The organism is Claveliimonas bilis, assembly GCF_030296775.1.
In the GTDB taxonomy this organism is placed as follows: Bacteria; Bacillota; Clostridia; order Lachnospirales; family Lachnospiraceae; genus Claveliimonas; species Claveliimonas bilis.
In genome coordinates this window covers 79799-100347 of sequence record NZ_AP027742.1, presented here as the reverse complement: position 1 = coordinate 100347, position 20549 = coordinate 79799, and the positions used below count along the sequence as shown (strand labels likewise).

At 43.6% G+C, this 20549-nt stretch carries 15 protein-coding genes; all 15 read left to right on the top strand.

Annotated features, from left to right (window positions below):
• Positions 1-147 precede the first annotated feature (147 nt).
• The 15 genes from R2J37_RS00385 to R2J37_RS00315 all read left to right on the top strand — a co-directional run bounded on the left by R2J37_RS00385 (position 148) and on the right by R2J37_RS00315 (position 20535).
• Entirely contained in the window at positions 148-2682 is a 2535-nt protein-coding gene (locus tag R2J37_RS00385; RefSeq protein WP_316265954.1) for a cation-translocating P-type ATPase, read from the top strand.
• 1 nt (position 2683) lies between these two features.
• The gene (locus tag R2J37_RS00380) at positions 2684-3844 is read left to right on the top strand and encodes an AI-2E family transporter (protein WP_230107482.1); all 1161 of its coding nucleotides are present in this window, start codon (positions 2684-2686) and stop codon (positions 3842-3844) included.
• Between the two features lie 68 nt (positions 3845-3912).
• Positions 3913-4530 carry a nucleoside recognition protein gene (locus R2J37_RS00375; RefSeq protein ID WP_316265952.1) on the top strand — a complete coding sequence of 206 codons (618 nt, stop codon included), beginning with the start codon at positions 3913-3915 and terminating at the stop codon, positions 4528-4530.
• Between the two features lie 165 nt (positions 4531-4695).
• The gene (locus tag R2J37_RS00370; RefSeq protein ID WP_230107484.1) at positions 4696-5976 is read left to right on the top strand and encodes a substrate-binding domain-containing protein; all 1281 of its coding nucleotides are present in this window, start codon (positions 4696-4698) and stop codon (positions 5974-5976) included.
• 140 nt (positions 5977-6116) lie between these two features.
• Positions 6117-7625, top strand: coding sequence for a sugar ABC transporter ATP-binding protein (locus R2J37_RS00365; RefSeq protein ID WP_316265949.1), 1509 nt, complete (start codon positions 6117-6119; stop codon positions 7623-7625).
• Positions 7626-7643: 18 nt separating this feature from the next.
• Positions 7644-9299, top strand: coding sequence for a galactose/methyl galactoside ABC transporter permease MglC (locus R2J37_RS00360; RefSeq protein ID WP_256194813.1), 1656 nt, complete (start codon positions 7644-7646; stop codon positions 9297-9299).
• A 215-nt stretch (positions 9300-9514) separates the two neighbouring features.
• On the top strand, positions 9515-10336 hold the full coding sequence (locus tag R2J37_RS00355) for a tyrosine-type recombinase/integrase (RefSeq protein WP_316265947.1): 822 nt from the start codon (positions 9515-9517) through the stop codon (positions 10334-10336).
• 338 nt (positions 10337-10674) lie between these two features.
• Positions 10675-11262 carry an RrF2 family transcriptional regulator gene (locus tag R2J37_RS00350; protein WP_256194811.1) on the top strand — a complete coding sequence of 196 codons (588 nt, stop codon included), beginning with the start codon at positions 10675-10677 and terminating at the stop codon, positions 11260-11262.
• A 17-nt stretch (positions 11263-11279) separates the two neighbouring features.
• Entirely contained in the window at positions 11280-11774 is a 495-nt protein-coding gene (locus R2J37_RS00345) for a hypothetical protein (protein ID WP_256194810.1), read from the top strand.
• Between the two features lie 31 nt (positions 11775-11805).
• On the top strand, positions 11806-17172 hold the full coding sequence (locus R2J37_RS00340) for a hypothetical protein (protein WP_316265945.1): 5367 nt from the start codon (positions 11806-11808) through the stop codon (positions 17170-17172).
• A gap of 22 nt (positions 17173-17194) precedes the next feature.
• Positions 17195-17524, top strand: a complete 330-nt coding sequence (locus tag R2J37_RS00335; RefSeq protein WP_230107491.1) for a hypothetical protein — start codon at positions 17195-17197, stop codon at positions 17522-17524.
• Positions 17525-17642: 118 nt separating this feature from the next.
• Complete coding sequence (locus tag R2J37_RS00330; protein ID WP_316265943.1) at positions 17643-18197, top strand: hypothetical protein; 555 nt, start codon at positions 17643-17645, stop codon at positions 18195-18197.
• A gap of 182 nt (positions 18198-18379) precedes the next feature.
• Positions 18380-19171 carry a hypothetical protein gene (locus R2J37_RS00325; RefSeq protein WP_316265941.1) on the top strand — a complete coding sequence of 264 codons (792 nt, stop codon included), beginning with the start codon at positions 18380-18382 and terminating at the stop codon, positions 19169-19171.
• Positions 19172-19199: 28 nt separating this feature from the next.
• Positions 19200-19967: a hypothetical protein gene (locus R2J37_RS00320; protein ID WP_230107494.1), complete on the top strand. Its 768-nt coding sequence runs from the start codon at positions 19200-19202 to the stop codon at positions 19965-19967.
• 4 nt (positions 19968-19971) lie between these two features.
• A complete protein-coding gene (locus R2J37_RS00315) occupies positions 19972-20535 on the top strand; it encodes a hypothetical protein (protein WP_230107495.1) in 564 nt (187 codons plus the stop codon).
• Positions 20536-20549: the final 14 nt, after the last annotated feature.

The following is a 20549-nucleotide window of genomic DNA, read 5'->3' as shown; positions in this document are numbered from 1 at the left end:
GCGATAACGTCAGTACGATGAGAAATCATCCGTATCGTAATGAAATAGTGAGACTTTTATTGCATAACAAATTTTATGCAATAAAGTCTCTTTTTTTGTTCCTTTTCATCAAAGAGTTTTATTGCAAAAGAAAGTGAGGAGAAAAATATGCTGACAAGCGAACAAGCCAGACAAAACCAGGAAAAATACGGTTTTAATGAGCTGGTAGAAGGAAAGAAAAAAAGTGTCTTTCAGATTTTTCTGGAACAGTATAAGGACTTTCTCGTTATCATACTGATCATAGCGGCTATTGTATCAGGATTTCTGGGAGATGTGGAAAGTACTGTTGTTATTCTGGTAGTTATTACCATGAATGCAATCCTGGGAACTGTACAGACCGTTAAGGCAGAGCAGTCGTTGGACAGCTTAAAGCAAATGTCCGCACCGGAAGCAAAGGTTATTCGTGACGGAACGTTGATTCAGATTCCCGCAAGAGAGGTTACAATCGGTGACCGTGTTATTTTGGAGGCGGGTGACTGTGTACCTGCAGATGGAAAACTGGCAGAGTGTGCCAGCTTAAAAGTAGATGAAAGTGCTTTGACAGGAGAAAGTCTTTCCGTAGAAAAATCTCTGGATGAGGTTCCGGAAGGAGCGGCTCTTGGTGATCAGACGAATCGGGTATTTTCAGGAAGTTTTGTTACGTACGGACGGGGAGCTTTTGAAGTAACCGGAATTGGTATGGGAACAGAAGTCGGAAAGATTGCCAGCCTTTTGAAAAACACATCCGAAAAACGTACACCGCTTCAGGTAAATCTGGATGAGTTTGGAAGAAAACTTTCTATATTAATACTGATCTTCTGTGGAATCTTATTTGCCATTAATATTTTCCAGGGCGGTTCGGTAGGAGATGCATTCCTTTTTGCTGTTGCGCTGGCCGTTGCGGCGATCCCGGAGGCATTAAGTTCTATTGTAACGATCGTACTCTCCTTTGGTACTCAGAAAATGGCAAGAGAACATGCTATTATCCGTAAACTGCAGGCAGTAGAAGGTCTTGGAAGTGTGTCTATTGTCTGTTCCGATAAGACAGGTACACTGACTCAGAATAAGATGACAGTGGAAGATTACTATGTGGATGAAAAAAGAATCCCGGCAGCACAGATTGATCTGAATGAAGAAAATCAAAATATGCTGCTTCATTTCAGTATTCTCTGCAACGATTCCACCAACACAGACGGTCAGGAAATCGGTGATCCTACAGAGACTGCACTTATTAACCTGGGAAGCCGTCTTGGCAAAGAGGCTCTTGAGGTCAGAGATACTTATGAAAGAAAGTCAGAAATTCCGTTTGACAGCGACAGAAAACTGATGTCTACAGCGCATGAGCTTCGCGGAAAACATATTATGGTTGTAAAAGGAGCGGTAGATGTTCTCCTTACAAGAATGACCCATGTCCGCATTGGCAAAGATGTATTGCCTATGACAGAGGAGGAAAAGGCGAAGATCGAGGCCCAGAATATGGAATTCTCCAGAGGAGGTCTTAGAGTTCTGGCTTTTGCCTACAGGGAAATCGAAGGTGACCGGGCTATTACTCTGGAAGATGAAAATGATCTGATCTTCCTCGGACTGGTATCCATGATGGATCCGCCGAGAGAAGAATCTAAAGCAGCAGTTGAAGAATGTATCGAGGCAGGAATCAAGCCGATCATGATTACCGGAGACCATAAGGTAACAGCAGCAGCTATTGCAAAACGGATCGGAATCTTAAAAGATGAATCAGAAGCCTGTGAGGGAGCAGTCATTGAAAATATGTCTGACGAAGAGCTGCAGGAGTTTGTTCCGAAAATTTCGGTATATGCAAGAGTATCACCGGAGCATAAGATCCGAATCGTCCGCGCATGGCAGGACAGAGGCAACATCGTTGCCATGACAGGAGATGGTGTAAACGATGCGCCGGCTCTGAAACAGGCGGATATCGGTGTGGCAATGGGAATTACGGGAACAGAAGTTTCCAAAGATGCAGCGGCGATGGTGCTGACAGATGATAATTTTGCTACTATCGTTAAGGCGGTAGAAAACGGACGTAACCTGTACAGGAATATCAAATATTCCATTCAGTTCCTTCTTTCCGGAAACTTCGGAGCGATTCTTACTGTTTTGTTCGCATCAATCGCAAGCTTGCCGGTTCCGTTTGAACCCGTACATCTTTTGTTTATTAACCTTTTGACAGACAGTCTTCCTGCTATCGCACTGGGTCTGGAACCTCATACAAAGGATGTAATGAAGGAAAAACCAAGACCGATCAACGAATCGATCCTTACCAAGGATTATCTCCTTAGAATAGGAACAGAGGGACTCTGTATCGGAGCCATGACTACAATTGCATTTTTGATCGGTCTGAATCAGGGAGGCAGTCTTCTTGGAAGCACTCTGGCATTCGGAACCTTATGTACATCCAGGCTGGTACATGGATTTAACTGTAAATCCAACAGGCCGGTGATCTTTACGAATCGTTTCTTCAATAATGTATATCTGATAGGTGCATTCGTATTAGGGCTTTTACTGATCACAGGCGTGCTGATGATACCTGGACTTCACAATATCTTCCAGGTTGTCACATTAAACGGAACACAGCTTCTGACTGTATATGGACTGGCGCTTCTTAACCTGCCGATCATACAGTTTTTAAAGAAATTGAGGAAATAAAATGGATTTAAATAAAGAAAACATCAAAAAAATAAGAGGAATTATCATTTTTACGGCACTTCTTATCGTATGTCTCTGGAAATATGATGTAGTGTTTGAGTTTTTTCGCTTTATCTTTGGTGTTACCTTTCCCTTCATTTTGGGAGGAGCCTTTGCGTTTGTACTGAATGTACCTATGAATTTTTTTCAGCGCCATCTCTTCCCGGAGGAAAGAATAGAAAAGACCAGGTGGCTTAAAAAAGCCGCCCGGCCTTTCAGTCTGATCCTGGTTCTGATTCTGGTAATCGGAGTTGTGTCTGTAGTTATGTTTATATTGATTCCGCAGCTGGGAGCTACATTTGGAAGCCTGGGCAGCAGTATCCAGAATTTTGTGCCAAAAGTACAAAAATGGGCGGAAAATGTTTTTGAAGGAAATGAACAGATCAGAAGCTGGATTGGCAACCTGAATTTTGACTGGAACAGGATTATGGAAGTAGGAGTGGATTTTTTCCGCCATGGTGCAGGCAATATGCTGGATTCCACTATAACAGTGGCAAGGAGTATTATCAGTGGACTGACAACTTTCTTTATTGCATTTGTATTTGCCTGCTATATTCTTCTGCAGAAGGAAAAGCTCAATATTCAGGTGAAAAAGGTAATGTTCGCTTTTATTCCAAGAGGAAAAGCGGAGGCAGCGCTGGAGGTATTTTCTCTTACCTATAATACCTTTTCCAGTTTTTTGACAGGGCAATGTGTGGAGGCGGTAATCCTCGGATCCATGTTTGTGGTTTCTATGTCTGTTTTAAAAATACCATATGCTCTGCTGATAGGTATTGTAATAGCATTTACCGCTCTGATTCCTATTTTCGGTGCTTTTATCGGGTGCGCCATCGGTGCGTTTCTTATATTTATGGTAAATCCTGTAAAAGCATTGATCTTTGTCATTTTATTTTTAATTTTACAGCAGATTGAAGGAAATCTGATCTATCCCCATGTGGTGGGAAATTCTGTAGGACTGCCGTCTATTTGGGTACTGGCAGCAGTCAGTATAGGCGGAAGCCTGATGGGGATTGTGGGAATGCTTATTTTTATTCCTATTGTGTCGGTATTGTACGCACTGTTTCGTGAGATCGTGTATCTGAAACTGAAACAGCAGCAGATTGATCCGTCTGAAATAGAATAAACAGATTTCTGGTGATATCTGGCGTCTGCTTTCATAAGATATAGAAAGAAGACAGTTCAGGTGAAAGAATGCTCAATTATCTGTGGGCCGGAATGATCCTGACCGGGATCATTTATGGGGCCTGTACCGGAAATCTTGTGGAAATTACAAATGCAGCTCTGGATTCCTCCAAAGAGGCCATTACACTGTGTATAACGATGGCAGGTGTAATGGCCTTTTGGACAGGATTAATGGAGATTGCAGAACGAAGCGGAATGATCACAGGCCTTGCCAGAAAAATGAGGCCGGTCATCCGCTTTTTATTTCCCGCTTTGCCTAAAGGTCATCCGGCTGCCAGGCATATTACAACGAATATCATTGCCAATATACTGGGGCTTGGCTGGGCGGCGACACCGGCAGGACTTAAGGCTATGGAAGAACTGAAAAATGTAGAAGAGGACAGAAGAAGAGGAATCCTGCCCGGGCCGGTAAGAAAGAAGGGGATTGCCAGCAATGAAATGTGTACATTTTTGATCATCAATATCTCTTCTTTGCAGCTGATCCCGGTTAATATTATCGCCTACAGGAGCCAGTACGGAAGCGTGAATCCGGCGGCTATTGTGGGAGCAGGGATCCTGGCGACTACCGTGAGTACGGGAGCAGCAGTTGTATATTGTAAGATGAAAGAACGAAAATGGAGAGCGTAGAGCTCTCCGTTTTTAAAATTTCTTGTTGATAATACACAAAAAATATTAAAAAATTTCAATGAAAGGCAAAAAAAATTCTATGTTTTATAATCTGCTTCTTAGATATACTGTCAATATCAACAAAAGCACAGACGAGTTGTGCGAAAAAGAAGGGAGAAAAGTAAAATGAAAAAGAAAATGGCCTTATTGACAATGGCTGCAGTACTGGCGCTTTCTGTTACTGCATGTGGTTCCAGCGACAGCGGATCCTCAAGTGACGATTCCTCCAGCTCATCAAGCTCAGAGGTAGCTAACAAAGACAAACCGCTGGTATGGTTCAACCGTCAGCCATCTAACAGCTCTACAGGAGAGCTTGACATGACAGCACTTAGCTTCAACGATGACACATACTATGTAGGATTCGATGCAAACCAGGGTGCTGAACTTCAGGGAACAATGGTAAAAGACTACATCGAAGCAAACATCGATACAATCGACCGTAACGGTGACGGCGTGATCGGATATGTACTGGCTATCGGTGATATCGGACACAACGACTCTATCGCACGTACAAGAGGTGTTCGTAAAGCTCTTGGAACAGGCGTTGAGGCAGATGGAGCAATCAACAGCGAGCCGATCGGAACAAACACAGACGGATCTGCAACAGCAGTACAGGATGGTTCCATTGAAGCAGGTGGAAAAACATATGTTGTTCGTGAGCTGGCTTCACAGGAAATGAAAAACTCTGCAGGTGCTACATGGGATGCAGCTACAGCAGGTAATGCAATTGGAACATGGTCTTCCTCCTTTGGTGATCAGATTGACGTAGTTGTTTCTAACAACGACGGAATGGGAATGTCAATGTTCAATGCATGGTCAAAAGACAACAAAGTTCCGACATTCGGATATGATGCAAACAACGATGCTGTAGCTGCTATCGCTGAAGGATACGGTGGAACAATCAGCCAGCATGCAGACGTACAGGCTTACCTGACACTTCGTGTACTTCGTAACGCACTGGACGGCGTAGATGTTGATACAGGTATCGGAACAGAAGACGAAGCAGGAAACGTTCTGACAGACGATGTTTATACATACAATGCAGATGAGCGTTCTTACTACGCACTGAACGTTGCAGTAACAGCTGAAAACTATGAAGAATTTACAGATTCTACAAAAGTTTACGAGCCGGTATCCAACCAGCTTGATGAAGCAGACCATGCAACAAAGAAGGTATGGCTGAACATTTACAATGCTTCTGATAACTTCTTAAGCTCAACATATCAGCCGCTTCTTCAGAACTATGATGATCTTCTTAACCTGGATGTTGAATACATCGGTGGAGATGGACAGACAGAGTCCAACATCACAAACCGTCTTGGAAACCCAAGCCAGTATGATGCATTTGCTATCAACATGGTTAAGACAGACAATGCAAGTTCCTACACATCAATACTTAGTCAATAGAATTTTGGGGAATAGGGATGAGGCGATTATAGGGGAGAAGAAATTCTCCCCTAATAATCTATTTAGGACTATGAAGATACCGGAAACAACTTTCCGGTATAGATCATGAAAATCAATATACGTATACAGGAGTAATAGTAATGGCAGATAAGAAAGATGATATCGTCTTATCGATACGCGGTATGAGCAAATCCTTCGGTCGTAACCGGGTTCTGGATCACATCAATCTGGATGTGAAGAGAGGAACAGTTATGGGACTGATGGGTGAAAATGGCGCCGGTAAGTCAACAATGATGAAATGCCTCTTCGGGACATACCAGAAAGATGAAGGCAATATCTTCCTTGATGGAAAGGAAGTCAGTTTTTCCGGACCAAAAGATGCTCTTGAAAACGGCATTGCAATGGTGCATCAGGAACTGAATCAGTGTCTGGAACGAAATGTAGTTGATAATTTATTCCTTGGACGTTATCCAGTAAACTCTATGGGTATCGTTGATGAGGGGCGAATGAAAAAAGAGGCATCTGAGCTTTTCAGAAAGCTTGGAATGACAGTTAACCTTACACAGCCGATGCGGAACATGTCCGTATCCCAGAGGCAGATGTGTGAGATTGCAAAAGCGATTTCCTACAATTCAAAGGTAATCGTTCTGGATGAGCCTACTTCTTCCCTGACAGTACAGGAGGTAGATAAGCTCTTTGAAATGATGAGAATGCTGAAGGAGCAGGGAATTGCTCTGATCTACATTTCTCATAAAATGGATGAGATCTTTACGATCTGTGATGAGGTATCTGTACTTCGGGATGGTAACCTTGTTATGACAAAGAGTTCCCAAGAAACAGATATGAATGAACTGATTGCGGCGATGGTTGGACGTTCTCTTGAGAACAGATTCCCGCCAGTAGATAATACACCGAAGGATGTAATCCTGTCTGTTCAGCATTTATCTACAAAATTTGAACCATACCTTCAGGATATTTCTTTTGATGTAAGGGAAGGTGAGATTTTCGGATTGTACGGACTGGTAGGAGCCGGACGTACAGAGCTTCTGGAAACAATCTTCGGAGTGAGGACCAGAGCAGCAGGGCGTGTTTACTTTAATAACAAACTCATGAACTTCAGCAGTGCCAAAGAGGCAATGGATCACGGCTTTGCCATGATTACGGAGGAACGTAAAGCCAATGGACTTTTCCTGAAAGCGGACCTGACCTTCAACACGACCATTGCGAATCTGGATCAGTACAAATCCGGTCTGGCGCTTTCAGACGCCAAAATGGTAAAGGCAACCGCAAATGAAATTAAGACGATGCATACAAAATGTATGGGACCTGATGATATGATCACCAGTCTTTCAGGAGGAAATCAACAGAAAGTAATTTTCGGAAAGTGGCTGGAGAGAGATCCGCAGGTATTCATGATGGATGAGCCGACAAGAGGTATCGATGTCGGAGCAAAATACGAAATCTACGAGTTGATCATTAAAATGGCAAAAGAAGGGAAAACGATCATTGTTGTTTCTTCAGAAATGCCGGAAATTCTGGGAATTACCAACCGTATCGGAGTTATGTCCAACGGACACCTTTCCGGAATTGTAAATACGAAAGAGACAAATCAGGAAGAGCTTTTAAGACTCAGTGCAAAATACCTATAATGAGGGAGATTGATAGATATGGCTAATGGAAACAGTAAAGTCCTTACGGCAGAGCAGGAAATGGAGCTGCTTGCGCCAATTAAGGATTATGTCGGGAAAATTCAGACAGAGATTGACAGCCTGAGAGAAGATGGTACAGATAAAGTTGTTTCAATCCAGAACGTTATGGACGGACTGAAAAGAGACAAAAGCCGGACAAAGAGTGAGAAGGATGCAGAAATTGCAAAACTTCAGGAGACTCTGGGAAAGGCAAAGGCAGTAGAGGCACAGAATAAAGATAAAATATCTAAACTGATTGCTGATGCAGAGAAATATCTGAACGCTCATTTCGATAAAGAATATTATCAGCCGGTAAAAGAAAGCTGCGAGCAGGAAAAAGTGCTGGCAAAAGAAAAATACAAAGAGGATGTTGCCAGACTGGAAAAAGAACATCAGCAGAACCTTTCCAAGCTTTCTGATCACCAGGAAATCAAAGATGAAAAATACGTTCATAAGAACAGGCTGTTTGATGCTAAAATGGAACTGCAGAAAAATCTTCAGCAGATCAAAGACAGAAGACATGCAGCTTTCTCATACAGATACCATTTGATCGACCTGCTCCGTATGTCCAAGTTTACATTCGGAGAGACAATGGCTCAAAGATGGGAAAACTACAAATATACATTTAACCGCAGGTCATTCCTCCTGCAGAACGGTTTGTATATTGCGATCCTTTTAATCTTTATCATCCTGTGTATCATCACTCCGATGATAAAAGGATCACCGCTTCTTACATACAATAACGTATTGAATATCCTGCAGCAGGCTTCACCAAGAATGTTCCTTGCACTTGGTGTTGCAGCTCTGATCCTCCTTGCAGGTACAGACCTTTCCATCGGACGTATGGTTGGTATGGGTATGACCACAGCAACGATCATCATGCACCAGGGAATCAATACAGGCGGTGTGTTCGGACATATCTTTGACTTTACGACTATGCCGATCGCCTTAAGAATCGTTCTGGCGCTGGTAGCATGTGTTGTTTTATGTACATTCTTCACAGCTATTGCAGGATTTTTCACAGCGAAATTTAAGATGCATCCGTTCATTTCAACAATGGCAAACATGCTTGTTATTTTCGGTCTTGTTACTTACGCAACAAAAGGTGTATCCTTTGGTGCGATCGAGCCTACAATTCCGAACATGATCATTCCAAAGATCAATGGTTTCCCAACTATTATCCTTTGGGCAGTAGCAGCCATTGCAATTGTATGGTTCATCTGGAATAAGACAACATTCGGAAAGAATCTGTATGCAGTCGGCGGAAACCCGGAAGCAGCAGCAGTTTCAGGTATTTCCGTATTTGCTGTAACAGTAGGAGCTTTCGTTCTGGCAGGAATCCTTTACGGATTCGGATCATGGCTGGAGTGTATCAGAATGGTAGGATCAGGATCTGCAGCTTATGGGCAGGGCTGGGAGATGGATGCGATCGCAGCCTGCGTTGTAGGTGGTGTATCCTTTACCGGTGGTATCGGTAAGATCTCCGGTGTAGTAGTTGGTGTATTTATCTTCACCGCACTTACCTATTCTCTTACAATCCTCGGTATCGACACAAACCTTCAGTTCGTGTTCTCCGGTATCATTATCCTTGTAGCGGTAACACTGGACTGTCTGAAATATGTTCAGAAGAAATAATATAATTTAATTGATTTGGCACGTGGCACTTTTTCTGTGTTACGTGCCAAATTGCATTTTACCCTGTCTTAAATTGTAAATATTTACCAGCAATCTATGTCATATAATTTTCACTTTATTTCCCCGTTGTCTAATATAATCGCGCTATACTGTCTTTTGTACCATATAGACAAAAAATATCTGTTTATGTCAAAAAGAAAGGAGCGTAACAAGATATGGAAAGCACAGAAGAAGCGCTTGAAGACTTTAGGAAATATCTGATTGAATGCGAAAAAGGGATTTCCACACAAAAAAATTATGTAAGGACAATTCGGGATATGATACAGCAGCCAGATTATGTTCTGTCAAAAGAATGGATGGCTGTCTATCGAAACAGACTGAAGGAACGTTATAGCGGAACGACGGTAAATAACCGTCTGGCAGCTATTAATAATTATCTCGAATATAAGGGAGAAACCTGGAAAGTAAAATATATCCGCATTCAGAAAAAAGCATATATTGAGGAGTCCAGGGAATTCGGGAGAAAAGAGTATGAAAACCTTCTAAAGGCATGTGAGGAAGATAAGCGCTTGTATCTGGCTGTGGAAACACTGTGCTCTACCGGGATCCGTATTGGAGAACTGAAACATATACGGGCAGAACTGTTGGATACAGGGAGCGTCAATGTTCTGCTCAAAGGAAAACAAAGAAGAATCCTTTTACCGGATCGACTGATTGAACGTTTAAAGCAGTACTGCAAGGAGCAAAACATAGAGGAAGGCCCCGTGTTTGTAACACGTACAGGACGTCCGCTGGATCGGAGCAACTTGTGGCGCAGCATGAAAAGAGCGGGAGAAAAAGCGGGACTTTCATCGGAGAAAGTCTATCCTCACAATTTACGCCACTTATTTGCAAGTGTATTTTACAGACGGGAGAAAGATCTTTTGAAATTAGCTGATATTTTAGGTCATAGCAGCATTGAGACTACCAGGCAATATCTGGTATCAAGCGGCAAAGGGCACCGTCAGAAAATCAATGAGATGGATTTAGTCAAATAAAAAACAACACAATCCGCCTTGTGTTGTTTTTCTTTCTTATTCTATATCATAAATTTCCAATTTTTGTCAATAGTTTTTTATAAAAATGTAAAAAACGGAAAATCTATGCCAAAAATCCATATTTCCCCTTTTATTTTTATCTGCACGTCAAATAAATTTTTAATATATTTTTCTGGTTTTAAAAACATCTTGTGAAAAAATAAATTTTTCTAACTCATTAAACAACACAGGGCGGATTGTGTTGTTTTAAAAGAAACTGAATACAAACCTTACCGGTTTGGGTTTGGAATGGAAGATGAAACTGAAGATGAACACAAAAGCAGAAAAAGGAGAAGATTATGCAGCTAAACCTCACGACAGATTACGCAATCCGGTTTCTCTTATGCCTGGGCGATACAAAAGGGATAATGACAGGAAGTTTGATTGCAGACCAGATGAAAATACCCCCCAAATACCTTCTGAAGATAGCGCGAAAACTGCGCGGAGCAGGAATGCTTGGTACAGTAACCGGTGCAAAAGGAGGATATTATCTTCTAAGATCATTGGAAGAAATTACTCTTCTTGATGTTCTGAATGTAATGGAATCGTCAGTGAAAGTCAACCGTTGCCTGGAAGATGATGGATACTGTAATCGCGGAGCGGTAAGCACCTGCCAGATTAGAAAGTATTACCAGTACATCCAGAAGGAGATGGAAAATAAGTGGTTTTCCAGAAGCCTGGGAGAGATTGTAAAAATGATGGATGCAGAAACCTGTGCAGCAGATGATATGCAAAAGGAATTGACGGAGATAAAGTGCAGCCATGGTTTGCGGGAACAGAGATTGGCAAGAAGAAGAGAGCTTCAAGCGAATATTATAGAAAGTATTCCTGTAGCACAATGTGTATCGGAAGAGAATGGGAAAGGATACCATGAAAAAATTGTATGAAAATGAGGCGATAAGTGGTGAATAGAAAAAGACGGAATATTTTGGTTGCTATCTGCATCATAGTAATTCTTGCCCTGACAGCTGGATTCTGGATCAGGGAAAAAGGAAAAAGTGTTCCGGAAAATCATCATTCTGAACAGACAAATGAAAAAAGTAAAGCAGACAACTCCGAAAGATCTGAACAAGCCAATGCATCAAAGAAAAAAGAATATACCGAAGAAGAAAAAGCGCGGATAGAGGAACAGACCGGAGTGACAGTCCAAAACGATGGAACCGTAGAGGTGAATATCGGAGAAATTCTGGAGGAAGAAGAGTCCGCGGCAGTCAGCCGGGAAGAAGCAGAAAAGAAGATCCTGAAAGAAGCAGGAAAAGGATATGAGATAGAGCGGCTGGGGCTGGAAAAATACCAGGACAACATGTACTGGGCAGCCCGCGTTGTTAAAGGAGGTGAGGCCAGACAGATATGGATCGACGCAGAGGCAGGAGAGACATTCCTGAACCAGAAAGAATAAGAGATTAAAAGGGAGGAGGTGAAAAGGAAAAGTGAAAGGAGAAGAAGGCAAGATCAAAAAGCACAGAAAAAGGAAAGGCAGAGTAAACTGGCTGAAACGGAGCCTGGCAGTCTGTTTGGCAGCGGCAACGCTGATGACAGGCGTAGGGCTGGAAAGCGTGTTTGCAGATGAGGCGGTAAGTAACGGCAAAATCGAGACACAGCAGAGTGCGCAGACAGAAGTTCAGACACAGGCGGAGACAGGCGAGGCAGATGAGAATACAGCCGCAGCTAATGCAGCTGACCCTGCAGATCATAACAATGACCCGGAAAGTGTGACAACGGGCGGAGAGGCAGCTGATTCCCAACAGAAACAAACAGCAGATTCAGACAGCGGCCAGACATCGAACGAAAGTCAGAGTACAGATTCTAAAGCTGAAGCAGCCATACAAGGCAGTGAAAAAAATACTGCTGACGGTACAGATGCAGCCGGCACAAATGCAGCCGATAGTGCGGCAGATATGTCTGATACAGCTGGAACAGAGTTGCCGGAAACCATTCCTGTGGAGCAGTTGAAAGCGAATTTGAAAGCCTTTCAGGCACAGAGTACATCTGTACAGCAGGAAGAACAGATACAGGTATGGCAGTATTATCGGGAAGAAAGAGATTATCTTCTTTCAACCCAATCGGCAGGATTTGCAGGCGGCATGATGGATAACAGCAACGTTCCAAAAAGTTTGTATGGGAATGGCGTACCGAGGAAATATGGACATGCAGAACTGGTATATAGCAGCGGTACAGATTATGAGAACGCAGTTGAAATCACCGGGCTGTATCCGGGACCGGTAGATGGAAGTAATCCGGTGCAATGGTACTATGTTTTGAAGGATGGCGATCAGTCGCGGGATACAGGCGACTATGGAGAGGTCAGTGTAGGGCATAAGCTGCCGGAGACAAAAGGAAATGAGACAGATGGTACACCGGCAGAGGTGGAGATTCGTTTCTTCTATACTACAGAAAGCAGCAAAAGTCATACAGTGACTGTTAATTTTGGAGGCATACAAGATAAAAATCAGTCATCCAGAACAGACTGGAATATATCTGTAAATGGACAATCACCGACAGTGAATAATCTGCCTTCAGCAATGCCGATCACTAATGTCCCGGACGGGAAAGTTGTTCCGTTTAGCTTTACCCTTCCGGCGAGATATGAGTATGCGGAAATAGAAGTGAAGACAGTCTCTGTCAGTGACAATAATAAAGAAACAACAACCGTATACACAACGAAGGAAGGAGAAGACCATTCTCTTGAACGGAGCGCCGATGCAAGATCTTACAGTGGTTACTTTGTAACGCTGGACGGCCCTACAACCGTAAACTTCAAAGGTTATCTCTATAATTCCGATGCCAGGCTGTATTTTGCAGCCTACTCTGATATGGCAATGGATTCCGGTGCATGGGATCCGGTAAGTAATCCGCAGACAAGAGGCGGTTCCAGAGTCTATACTAAGTCAGGGAATGTAGCAGGAGGAACCAGCACCCCAACATACGACCTTAAAATAGACGATGTAAACGGCCAGAGATGGGATTATGATAATCTGGGTTATGGAATGGGAAGCTATTCGGGCGGAGGAGAACCTTATGTCATGGGGGACTGGCAGACCCGCGCTGTGTATCAGGGAAGTGGAAGCAGTTATTCGCATGCGAGCAAATTTGTACGGGCCAATAAGGGCTGGACAGGCAGCACAGAGGGATTGGAGATTGATACCAGTTATACGGAAAATTCAGGTCTTACTCCTGGAAACGGCAGTAAGGTAAGCGTTGTAAGAGATCAAGGCACGGGGCAGAAGGACACTGTTCCGGTAGGGCAATACACACCCGGTTCGGAGGTGGCTTTCCAGTTTGATACTATATCCAACAATCCAAGTGGTTCTGGCGGTTACAGTTTTGTACCTACGGCATTGTCAATAGATATTTATACAAGTAATGCTGCTTTTAGTACCGAGGACTTTGCGAGGCAGACTTTTATACTCCCATCAGGAAATAATCAATCCATTACTAAAAATCTTGAAATGGGAGGAAAGATTACCATTACATGTACAAGTTGGCAGCAGCAAGAAACGGAACCTTTTAATGCAAATCATAAATTAACTGACGATGAGATGAATAACTTTACGCTAAAGGTAGGAGATTCTCATGCTTATGCAAGGACACCCAGTGGAAGTACCTGGAATCAGAGCTGGGTAAGATGGTATTCCTATGAAGTGAAGGTTCAGGGCTGCGCATACCCATTTAAACTGTTTCAAACGCATGCTTCCGGAGCGCAGACAGGAGCTGTTTTGACAGAAGCGAACGGCATAGAGCTGGGAACAGGAAATCAGGCTTCCGCTTCAAATACAGATATAAAAAATTCCTATATCTGGAAAAGACCCAGTGCTGGACAGGGACCATTATATTATCCTCTTACAATTCCATATGCTGTTTATGGGTACAACATACATAATTCCGGAACGGAAAATAATTCTGTTCAGTTAGGATTAAAACCCAAAATAGGATATACAAAGCCTAAAGTTATTTCAAATTCAAATAAAATAACAAGCACCCCTACCAACGGAGCCGGGACAAGCTTTCCGTTAGGAGAGGCCGGAAGGTACACTTATAGTCTTAAGATCGCCGGAGATCAGGATTTGTTCAATCAGCCGGGAACCTTCCGGATTAATGCGGAGCCTATTGAGGTTCAAGTACTCTATAACGATAAGAACAGCAACGGAGGTACAAAAGAAGGAGTCAAAATGGGGTACGGAGGGAATCAGGCAGTGCTGAACACAGTGTTGACATCCTTTGGAAATATCCCGACAGGCCAGTATTTTAACGGTTTTACTCTTACGATGAAAAAAGGGAACTCAGATACCGATACATTAAAGATTACAAATCCAAACAGTCAAACAGGACAGGATAAGAATGTCTGGCATCTGGGAGATCTGGTAAATTTTGATGAGCTCTATAGTCAGATGGAGAAAATCTTCCTGGATGAAGATACCGTAAAGTATACTCTTGAAATCGTACCTCAGTATGCCCGAACACCAGGAGCAGACTCCCTGATAGATGGAAAATTTACGATCCAGAGACAGACGGGATTTAACAATGGAACAACCTATCAGGATGACGCTTTTAATGAGAAGTCAGAGTATACTCTGAAAGCAGTCAACGGATCGGAAGTAGTAGCGGTAGGTTATAAAGAACAGCTGGAATTAAATAGTAGGACTTATGTCTTTGGAAAGTCCAGCAAGACAGAGGGAAAAGTTTCTGCGACAGATCCATTTGCAAAACTTTATTATCTCTATGGAGTATCTGTAAAAATCGACAGCAGCGGTATCAATGATGTTCTTACCAGTGGCGGAAGCGCAGGTACAGAAGCGCAAAATGCCATTGACGCTTTTAATGCAGCGAACGCAGATCGGTACTATACCAGTATCAGTGGAGAGGATAATGTCATTGATTATACTGACGTTTATCAGAAGCTTGAGGCTGTAGACTCGAATAACTTCAGTGGATTTGCAGCCAAGGTAGGAAGCACTACTTATAACAGTTTGCTCCTTCCGGAAAAAACCGGAGTCGATCTCTATAAGCTGTATGGAGGAAATAGTGTAGAAACAAATAATCCATATAGTGATAATTACCGAGATATCTGGAATGCGCTGTTTACAGCAAGCCAAACAGACGGTGTGCTGACACTGGTACCGGTTTATGCATCCTTAAGGATCGATCAGGATGGAGAGACAAGTTACAATAAAGAGACCTATACAGGCGGAAATGCCGACATGGATGTCAACAATGGCAGTGTAACTTTAAGCGCAGACTTTAGATTCAACGGGAATGCAGCTGACCTGCTGGCAGGAGGCGTAAGCTTTGCAGTAGTGAAGGATACGAAAACGCCGGATTCGACAACAGGAATCATGACAGATAATGTTAAGGCGACAGAAGCGGTTGCCTACGGAACGCTGAAAAGCGATGCTTCAGGAGGAATAACAACAGAAAACACAGGAGGAAGCTACTGGAACAATAAGCTGACCCTTGATCTGACAAAAGGAGTTGCCATTAATAACGGCACGATTTCTCTTCCATTTACGATCAACAGTATAGATGAAAGCGGTAAGCCGTCTATCCGATATGAAGAGGATGAAAAGGCAGATTACAAAATTTATGTATGGTCTGCAGGGAATGCGTCTGCAGCACAGATTAATCTGGCAGATGGAATCAGTGATACAGAGCGAAACCTGCTTACAGGAGGAAGTTCTGATATTCCGGGAGATACTAACCAGCTCAAGGTTCTTCCAAAGGCAGTATCTACGATTGAAGAGCAGAAGGTACCTGGTGGTGAAGCAATTCAGCAGATTGAAAGTCCGGATCCTATAGTAACAAATGCAGAAACAGGTTTTGATGTTACCGGAAGCTTCCAGGCAGATCCTTGGTATCCAGTAGATTTACAGATTGGCAATAGTGCAGCTTCAGAAGCAAAAGTACATATTGCACTTTACAAGAAGAATCCAGATAGTAATCCACCAGATTGGCATAGCTGGGCTTTTGATGGAGATTTAACAAGCGGAGCAAGTGTTGCAGGTTCTACAGAGCAAAAGACAAATAAAGGAAGGATTGATTTCGGAGGCGATGGAGAGGCTACTGTCACATTCCCTATTTTTAATCGGATAAATCCTACTAATGGTAATCCGACCGTTTCCTGGCAGTGGGATGACAGGGCCAAGTACTGTATCGTGGCGTGGAATGAATCTAATAAAGATCTGGCGGGAGATAATCCAACATTTACTGAAAACAATTTATGTCCGGGAGGAGCACAGTCTGATGAAGCACCTAGTGTAACATCAGAAATTCAACTGCAGTGGCAGGAGAGCAACTATTATGTTTACATACCGGCTAACGTAATCCTGACAGAGGATGAAGCTAATGTAAGCGGAGGATCTGAAGGCTATGCAGGAGCAGCAGCAACAATTCGTTATAAGAACCCAAGTAGCGGGAATCCGGCAGAAGGCAACAATGAAAAAGACCAGCCAGAAGTAGAGGTTAAGGTAGAGGCTGATAAAGCTATGACAGAAGAAGCCACTGGAAACAAAACCATGACAATGGGAATTTACGGAACAGATGGTACAAAACGCCAGATAACTCAAGAAAGTCCGGATCCTATAGCCGGAACAACAGGGAATTATGCTTGGGTAGGTGTATTGAAAAATGCAGGTGATTCAACAGAAACAACAGCAGACACCAAAGAAAGCGTTCCAACAGGAAAAAGTATTTCTTATCAGATTAATGCCAAAACCAATAATGGAGATGCCAGAGGAACAAGCTATACGGGAACTGTAGAGTATATTCTGACACTTCGGGATTATGTAAGGCCAACATCATAAAACAGCAGATGGAGGAAAAGAGATGAAAACATCTAAAGTAATCAGAAAAGTACTGGTATGTGCCGGACTCTGTCTGCTGCTGGCGGTAGCTCCCTTAGGGAGCGCTAAGGCCGCCGGAGTGGACAGTGGAGTTAATGTAACGTATGTTGCAAAAGAGACTCAGGGAATCGGCGGAGACGGTAGCGAAGGAAGCAGCACGATCAACGCCGGGAAACGCACTAGTCCGGTACGGACAGGAGATGCCTCCTTACCCATAGCATATCTGGCTATGGTTATGATTTCAGCGGGAGCAATTTTACTGATCCTGCTGAAGGATAAAAAAGAAGAAAAAGAGGAGGAAAGTGCATTTTAAAAAATACACTTTCAAGACACACGGAAATCCATCAGCCGGGAAAAAAGAGATGGAGGGGAACAGGATGGAGAGGCCATCCAAACAATAAAAAAACACAGAGAAAAGGAAAAAAAGAAGTATGAAGAAGAGATTAGCAACATTAGCAATTTTAGGAGCAATGACAGTGAGTGCAGTAGCACCGATGAGCGTATTTGCAGCAGAGTCAGAAACGGAAGTGAAGTATATTACTGGAGCAGTAACACCAGGTGGTGGAGATGCAGGATACTATGTAACCATTCCGTCAGACATTATGTTCCAAGATACAGCTACTGCAGTAGAGCAGAAACTGGAACTGAAACCGGTTGATACTACCAAAGGTCTTCCGTATGGTCTGGAAGTAGGAGTTGGTGTTGCGTCAGCACAGGGTGCTGTAGTTAGCAATGGAACTTATGGATCTCTTAAATATGAAGTAGACTATACAGCAAATGAAGGTGGGGCGAAATTAGCAGAAGGTTCTACTGGAGATCCGACAGATGTTTTTGTAGGAACGTTGAAGAGTAAGAGTACACCATCTGCAGGTGATCAGACTCTGGCTCTTACAGGTCAGGCAAGGCTTCTACAAGCTGCAGGAGTTGGAACACCGAAAGGAACAGAATTTGTAGATACCCTGACTTACACGATCACACAGAATTAGTTGTCTTCTTAGCCCTCTAATCCTGATTCTATCAAAAACAAGAAAAGTAAAATAAATGATTCAAAGAAAAACAGGGAGCCGGAAAAGGATCTGGCTCCCTGTTTTGAAAAATAAAGAGCAGTCAGAGTCCTTCTATAAAATGTAAGAAAAAAGAGAATGGAAGTAAGAAACAGGAGAAACTCATGAAGTATTTTATACAGTTTGATGCAATAACAAAGAATATTAAGGAGCAGCGCTCCTTTCAGGATAAAAAAGGTCATCAGTGGCCTTACCTTACCATCGAAGAATATAAGGAACTTCCGGAAAAGGAAAGACGCATTGCCGGGGATTTAAGACGGCAGGATTCCGGAAGTGCAGAGCTTACTTTAGAAGACGGGGAGGCCCTGACAGGGCTTTATGAATATCGCCCGGGGAAGCGGTGGAACGAAAAGACCATTGGTTATATTCCGGTTGTACCGGAAGGAGAGGGGGATGAGCCGGTCTGTTGTGTGAGAATCTTAGGACGCTCCCTGGTAAAGACCATCCTTTTACCCCTGTTGCTTTTGTGCCTCCTGGCAGGGATTGTGCTGGGATTTTTGTGGTATCTAAGGGATGAAGAGGTTCCGGGACTGGATGAAGCCCAGATTGCTTACCATGTGGAAGGGATGGTAAATAAGGATCCAAGCCAGATCATGCTGCCGGGGATCAGTCAGATCACAGCCCGGGCAGGGGAGGAGCATGTGGAGCATGTTCTTTTTAATCCGGAAGGCAATCCCTGTTATTTCAAATTCCACCTTGTACGCAATGATACTGGGGAAGAACTTTACACTTCCGGACTTGTGGAGCCGGGAAATGCGGTTATGGAGTTCGACCTTACAGAACCTCTGGAAGCGGGAAGTTATGAAGTAACAGTACAGGTGGAGACTCATCCGGTGGATGATCCGGAAGGTGAAATGAACCAAGGGGCGATCAAGACTACTCTGGTAGTGGAATAGGAACAAAAGAGAAGGGAATGAAAAGTCTATGAGCAGAAGATTAGTGGAGAAAGAGCTGGAAACCAGCAGTAAAACTTACAGCAGGAAAGAAGGCTGTTGGAATTACATTCCGGCAGGGATGGCGGAAGAAGAGGAGATTACGCCCCAGAAGATTATAGGGGATATCGGGTACCGTTCAAAGAAAGAAGAGGCAGCGTTCCTGCTGGGAGAGGAAGGGACGGAAGTGGCGGTAAACCCCTTTAAGGCTAAACTGGGATACGGACAGAAAGTACTGGGATATATCCCCTGTGAGGAGGAAGATGGGGGAGTGATCTATGTGCGGGTGATCGGAAAGAGCTGGGGAAAGATTCTGATTCCGCTGGTAATTTTGCTGGCGTTGATTGCCGGCGGACTCTGGTGGTATTTTGCCCAGAACCGGGGGCCGGATCTGGACGATTCAGCCATGGCTTATCAGATGCCGGGCGGTCTGAAGAATGAGGATCCAAGCCAGATCATGCTTCCCGGATTCGGAACCATCGATATGGAAGCAGGTCAGAGGACGGTTCATGCAGCATTGTCCAATCCGGAGGGAAATCCCTGTTACTTCAAATATACAGTAAGTCTGCAGGAAGGAGGAGATGTCCTCTATGAGAGTGGATGGCTGGAGCCGGGAACGGCAGTGACAAAATGGGAGATCGCGGAAGAACTGGAGCCGGGAGATTATCCAATTTCCCTTTTGGTGGACACTGGAAGTCTGGATGATTATCAGCAGGAAATGAATAAAGGAACCATTAATGCTACCCTGCATGTGGAGTAAAACCATGAAGAGAGAACAAAAGAAGAAAGGATTCCGGCAGGCTGTATTACTGTTAATGGGAGTATTTGTTTTATCGGCCCTTGCAGGATGCGGGAAGAAGCCGGCAGAGGCACAGGAAGTCACCAAGGCGGAGGGGACGCTCCGAATCGGGGAGGAGATTACCCTCTATATAGAAGATACCCAGTACATGTCTCAGGTAAAGCCGCCAAGTCCCATGGGATATTATGACTATTATCCGGAAGAAGAAGGCTGGAGGTATCTGGTGGTATCGGGGACGACAGAGAACCGAAGCGGAGAAGATTTCAACCCAAAGAGATGCTATGTGGAAGGATACGTGGATGGCGAACCAAGGGAAGGAAAACTCCTCATTTTGGCGGCTCCGGGGACAGAATTTTGGGATACTCTGCCGGCAGACAGCAAGAAGGGAAGCTGGGATTTTTACTTGTTTACCTTGATCAGAGAAGAGGAAGAGCCGGAGGAACTTGGGTTTTTCTATAATGATGGTTTTACAGAAGCAAAAGAAGGAGAAAAATGGGATCATAAGATTACCCTGGAGCTGTTCGAGTAAAAGAATAGGCAGAA

Excerpts from the sequence above, each read along its gene's own strand:
- R2J37_RS00385 (WP_316265954.1), top strand. The coding sequence starts at position 148 with ATGCTGACAAGCGAACAAGCCAGACAAAACCAGGAAAAATACGGTTTT.
- R2J37_RS00380 (WP_230107482.1), top strand. The coding sequence starts at position 2,684 with ATGGATTTAAATAAAGAAAACATCAAAAAAATAAGAGGAATTATCATT.
- R2J37_RS00375 (WP_316265952.1), top strand. The coding sequence starts at position 3,913 with ATGCTCAATTATCTGTGGGCCGGAATGATCCTGACCGGGATCATTTAT.
- R2J37_RS00370 (WP_230107484.1), top strand. The coding sequence starts at position 4,696 with ATGAAAAAGAAAATGGCCTTATTGACAATGGCTGCAGTACTGGCGCTT.
- R2J37_RS00365 (WP_316265949.1), top strand. The coding sequence starts at position 6,117 with ATGGCAGATAAGAAAGATGATATCGTCTTATCGATACGCGGTATGAGC.
- R2J37_RS00360 (WP_256194813.1), top strand. The coding sequence starts at position 7,644 with ATGGCTAATGGAAACAGTAAAGTCCTTACGGCAGAGCAGGAAATGGAG.
- R2J37_RS00355 (WP_316265947.1), top strand. The coding sequence starts at position 9,515 with ATGGAAAGCACAGAAGAAGCGCTTGAAGACTTTAGGAAATATCTGATT.
- R2J37_RS00350 (WP_256194811.1), top strand. The coding sequence starts at position 10,675 with ATGCAGCTAAACCTCACGACAGATTACGCAATCCGGTTTCTCTTATGC.
- R2J37_RS00335 (WP_230107491.1), top strand. The coding sequence starts at position 17,195 with ATGAAAACATCTAAAGTAATCAGAAAAGTACTGGTATGTGCCGGACTC.
- R2J37_RS00330 (WP_316265943.1), top strand. The coding sequence starts at position 17,643 with ATGAAGAAGAGATTAGCAACATTAGCAATTTTAGGAGCAATGACAGTG.
- R2J37_RS00325 (WP_316265941.1), top strand. The coding sequence starts at position 18,380 with ATGAAGTATTTTATACAGTTTGATGCAATAACAAAGAATATTAAGGAG.
- R2J37_RS00320 (WP_230107494.1), top strand. The coding sequence starts at position 19,200 with ATGAGCAGAAGATTAGTGGAGAAAGAGCTGGAAACCAGCAGTAAAACT.
- R2J37_RS00315 (WP_230107495.1), top strand. The coding sequence starts at position 19,972 with ATGAAGAGAGAACAAAAGAAGAAAGGATTCCGGCAGGCTGTATTACTG.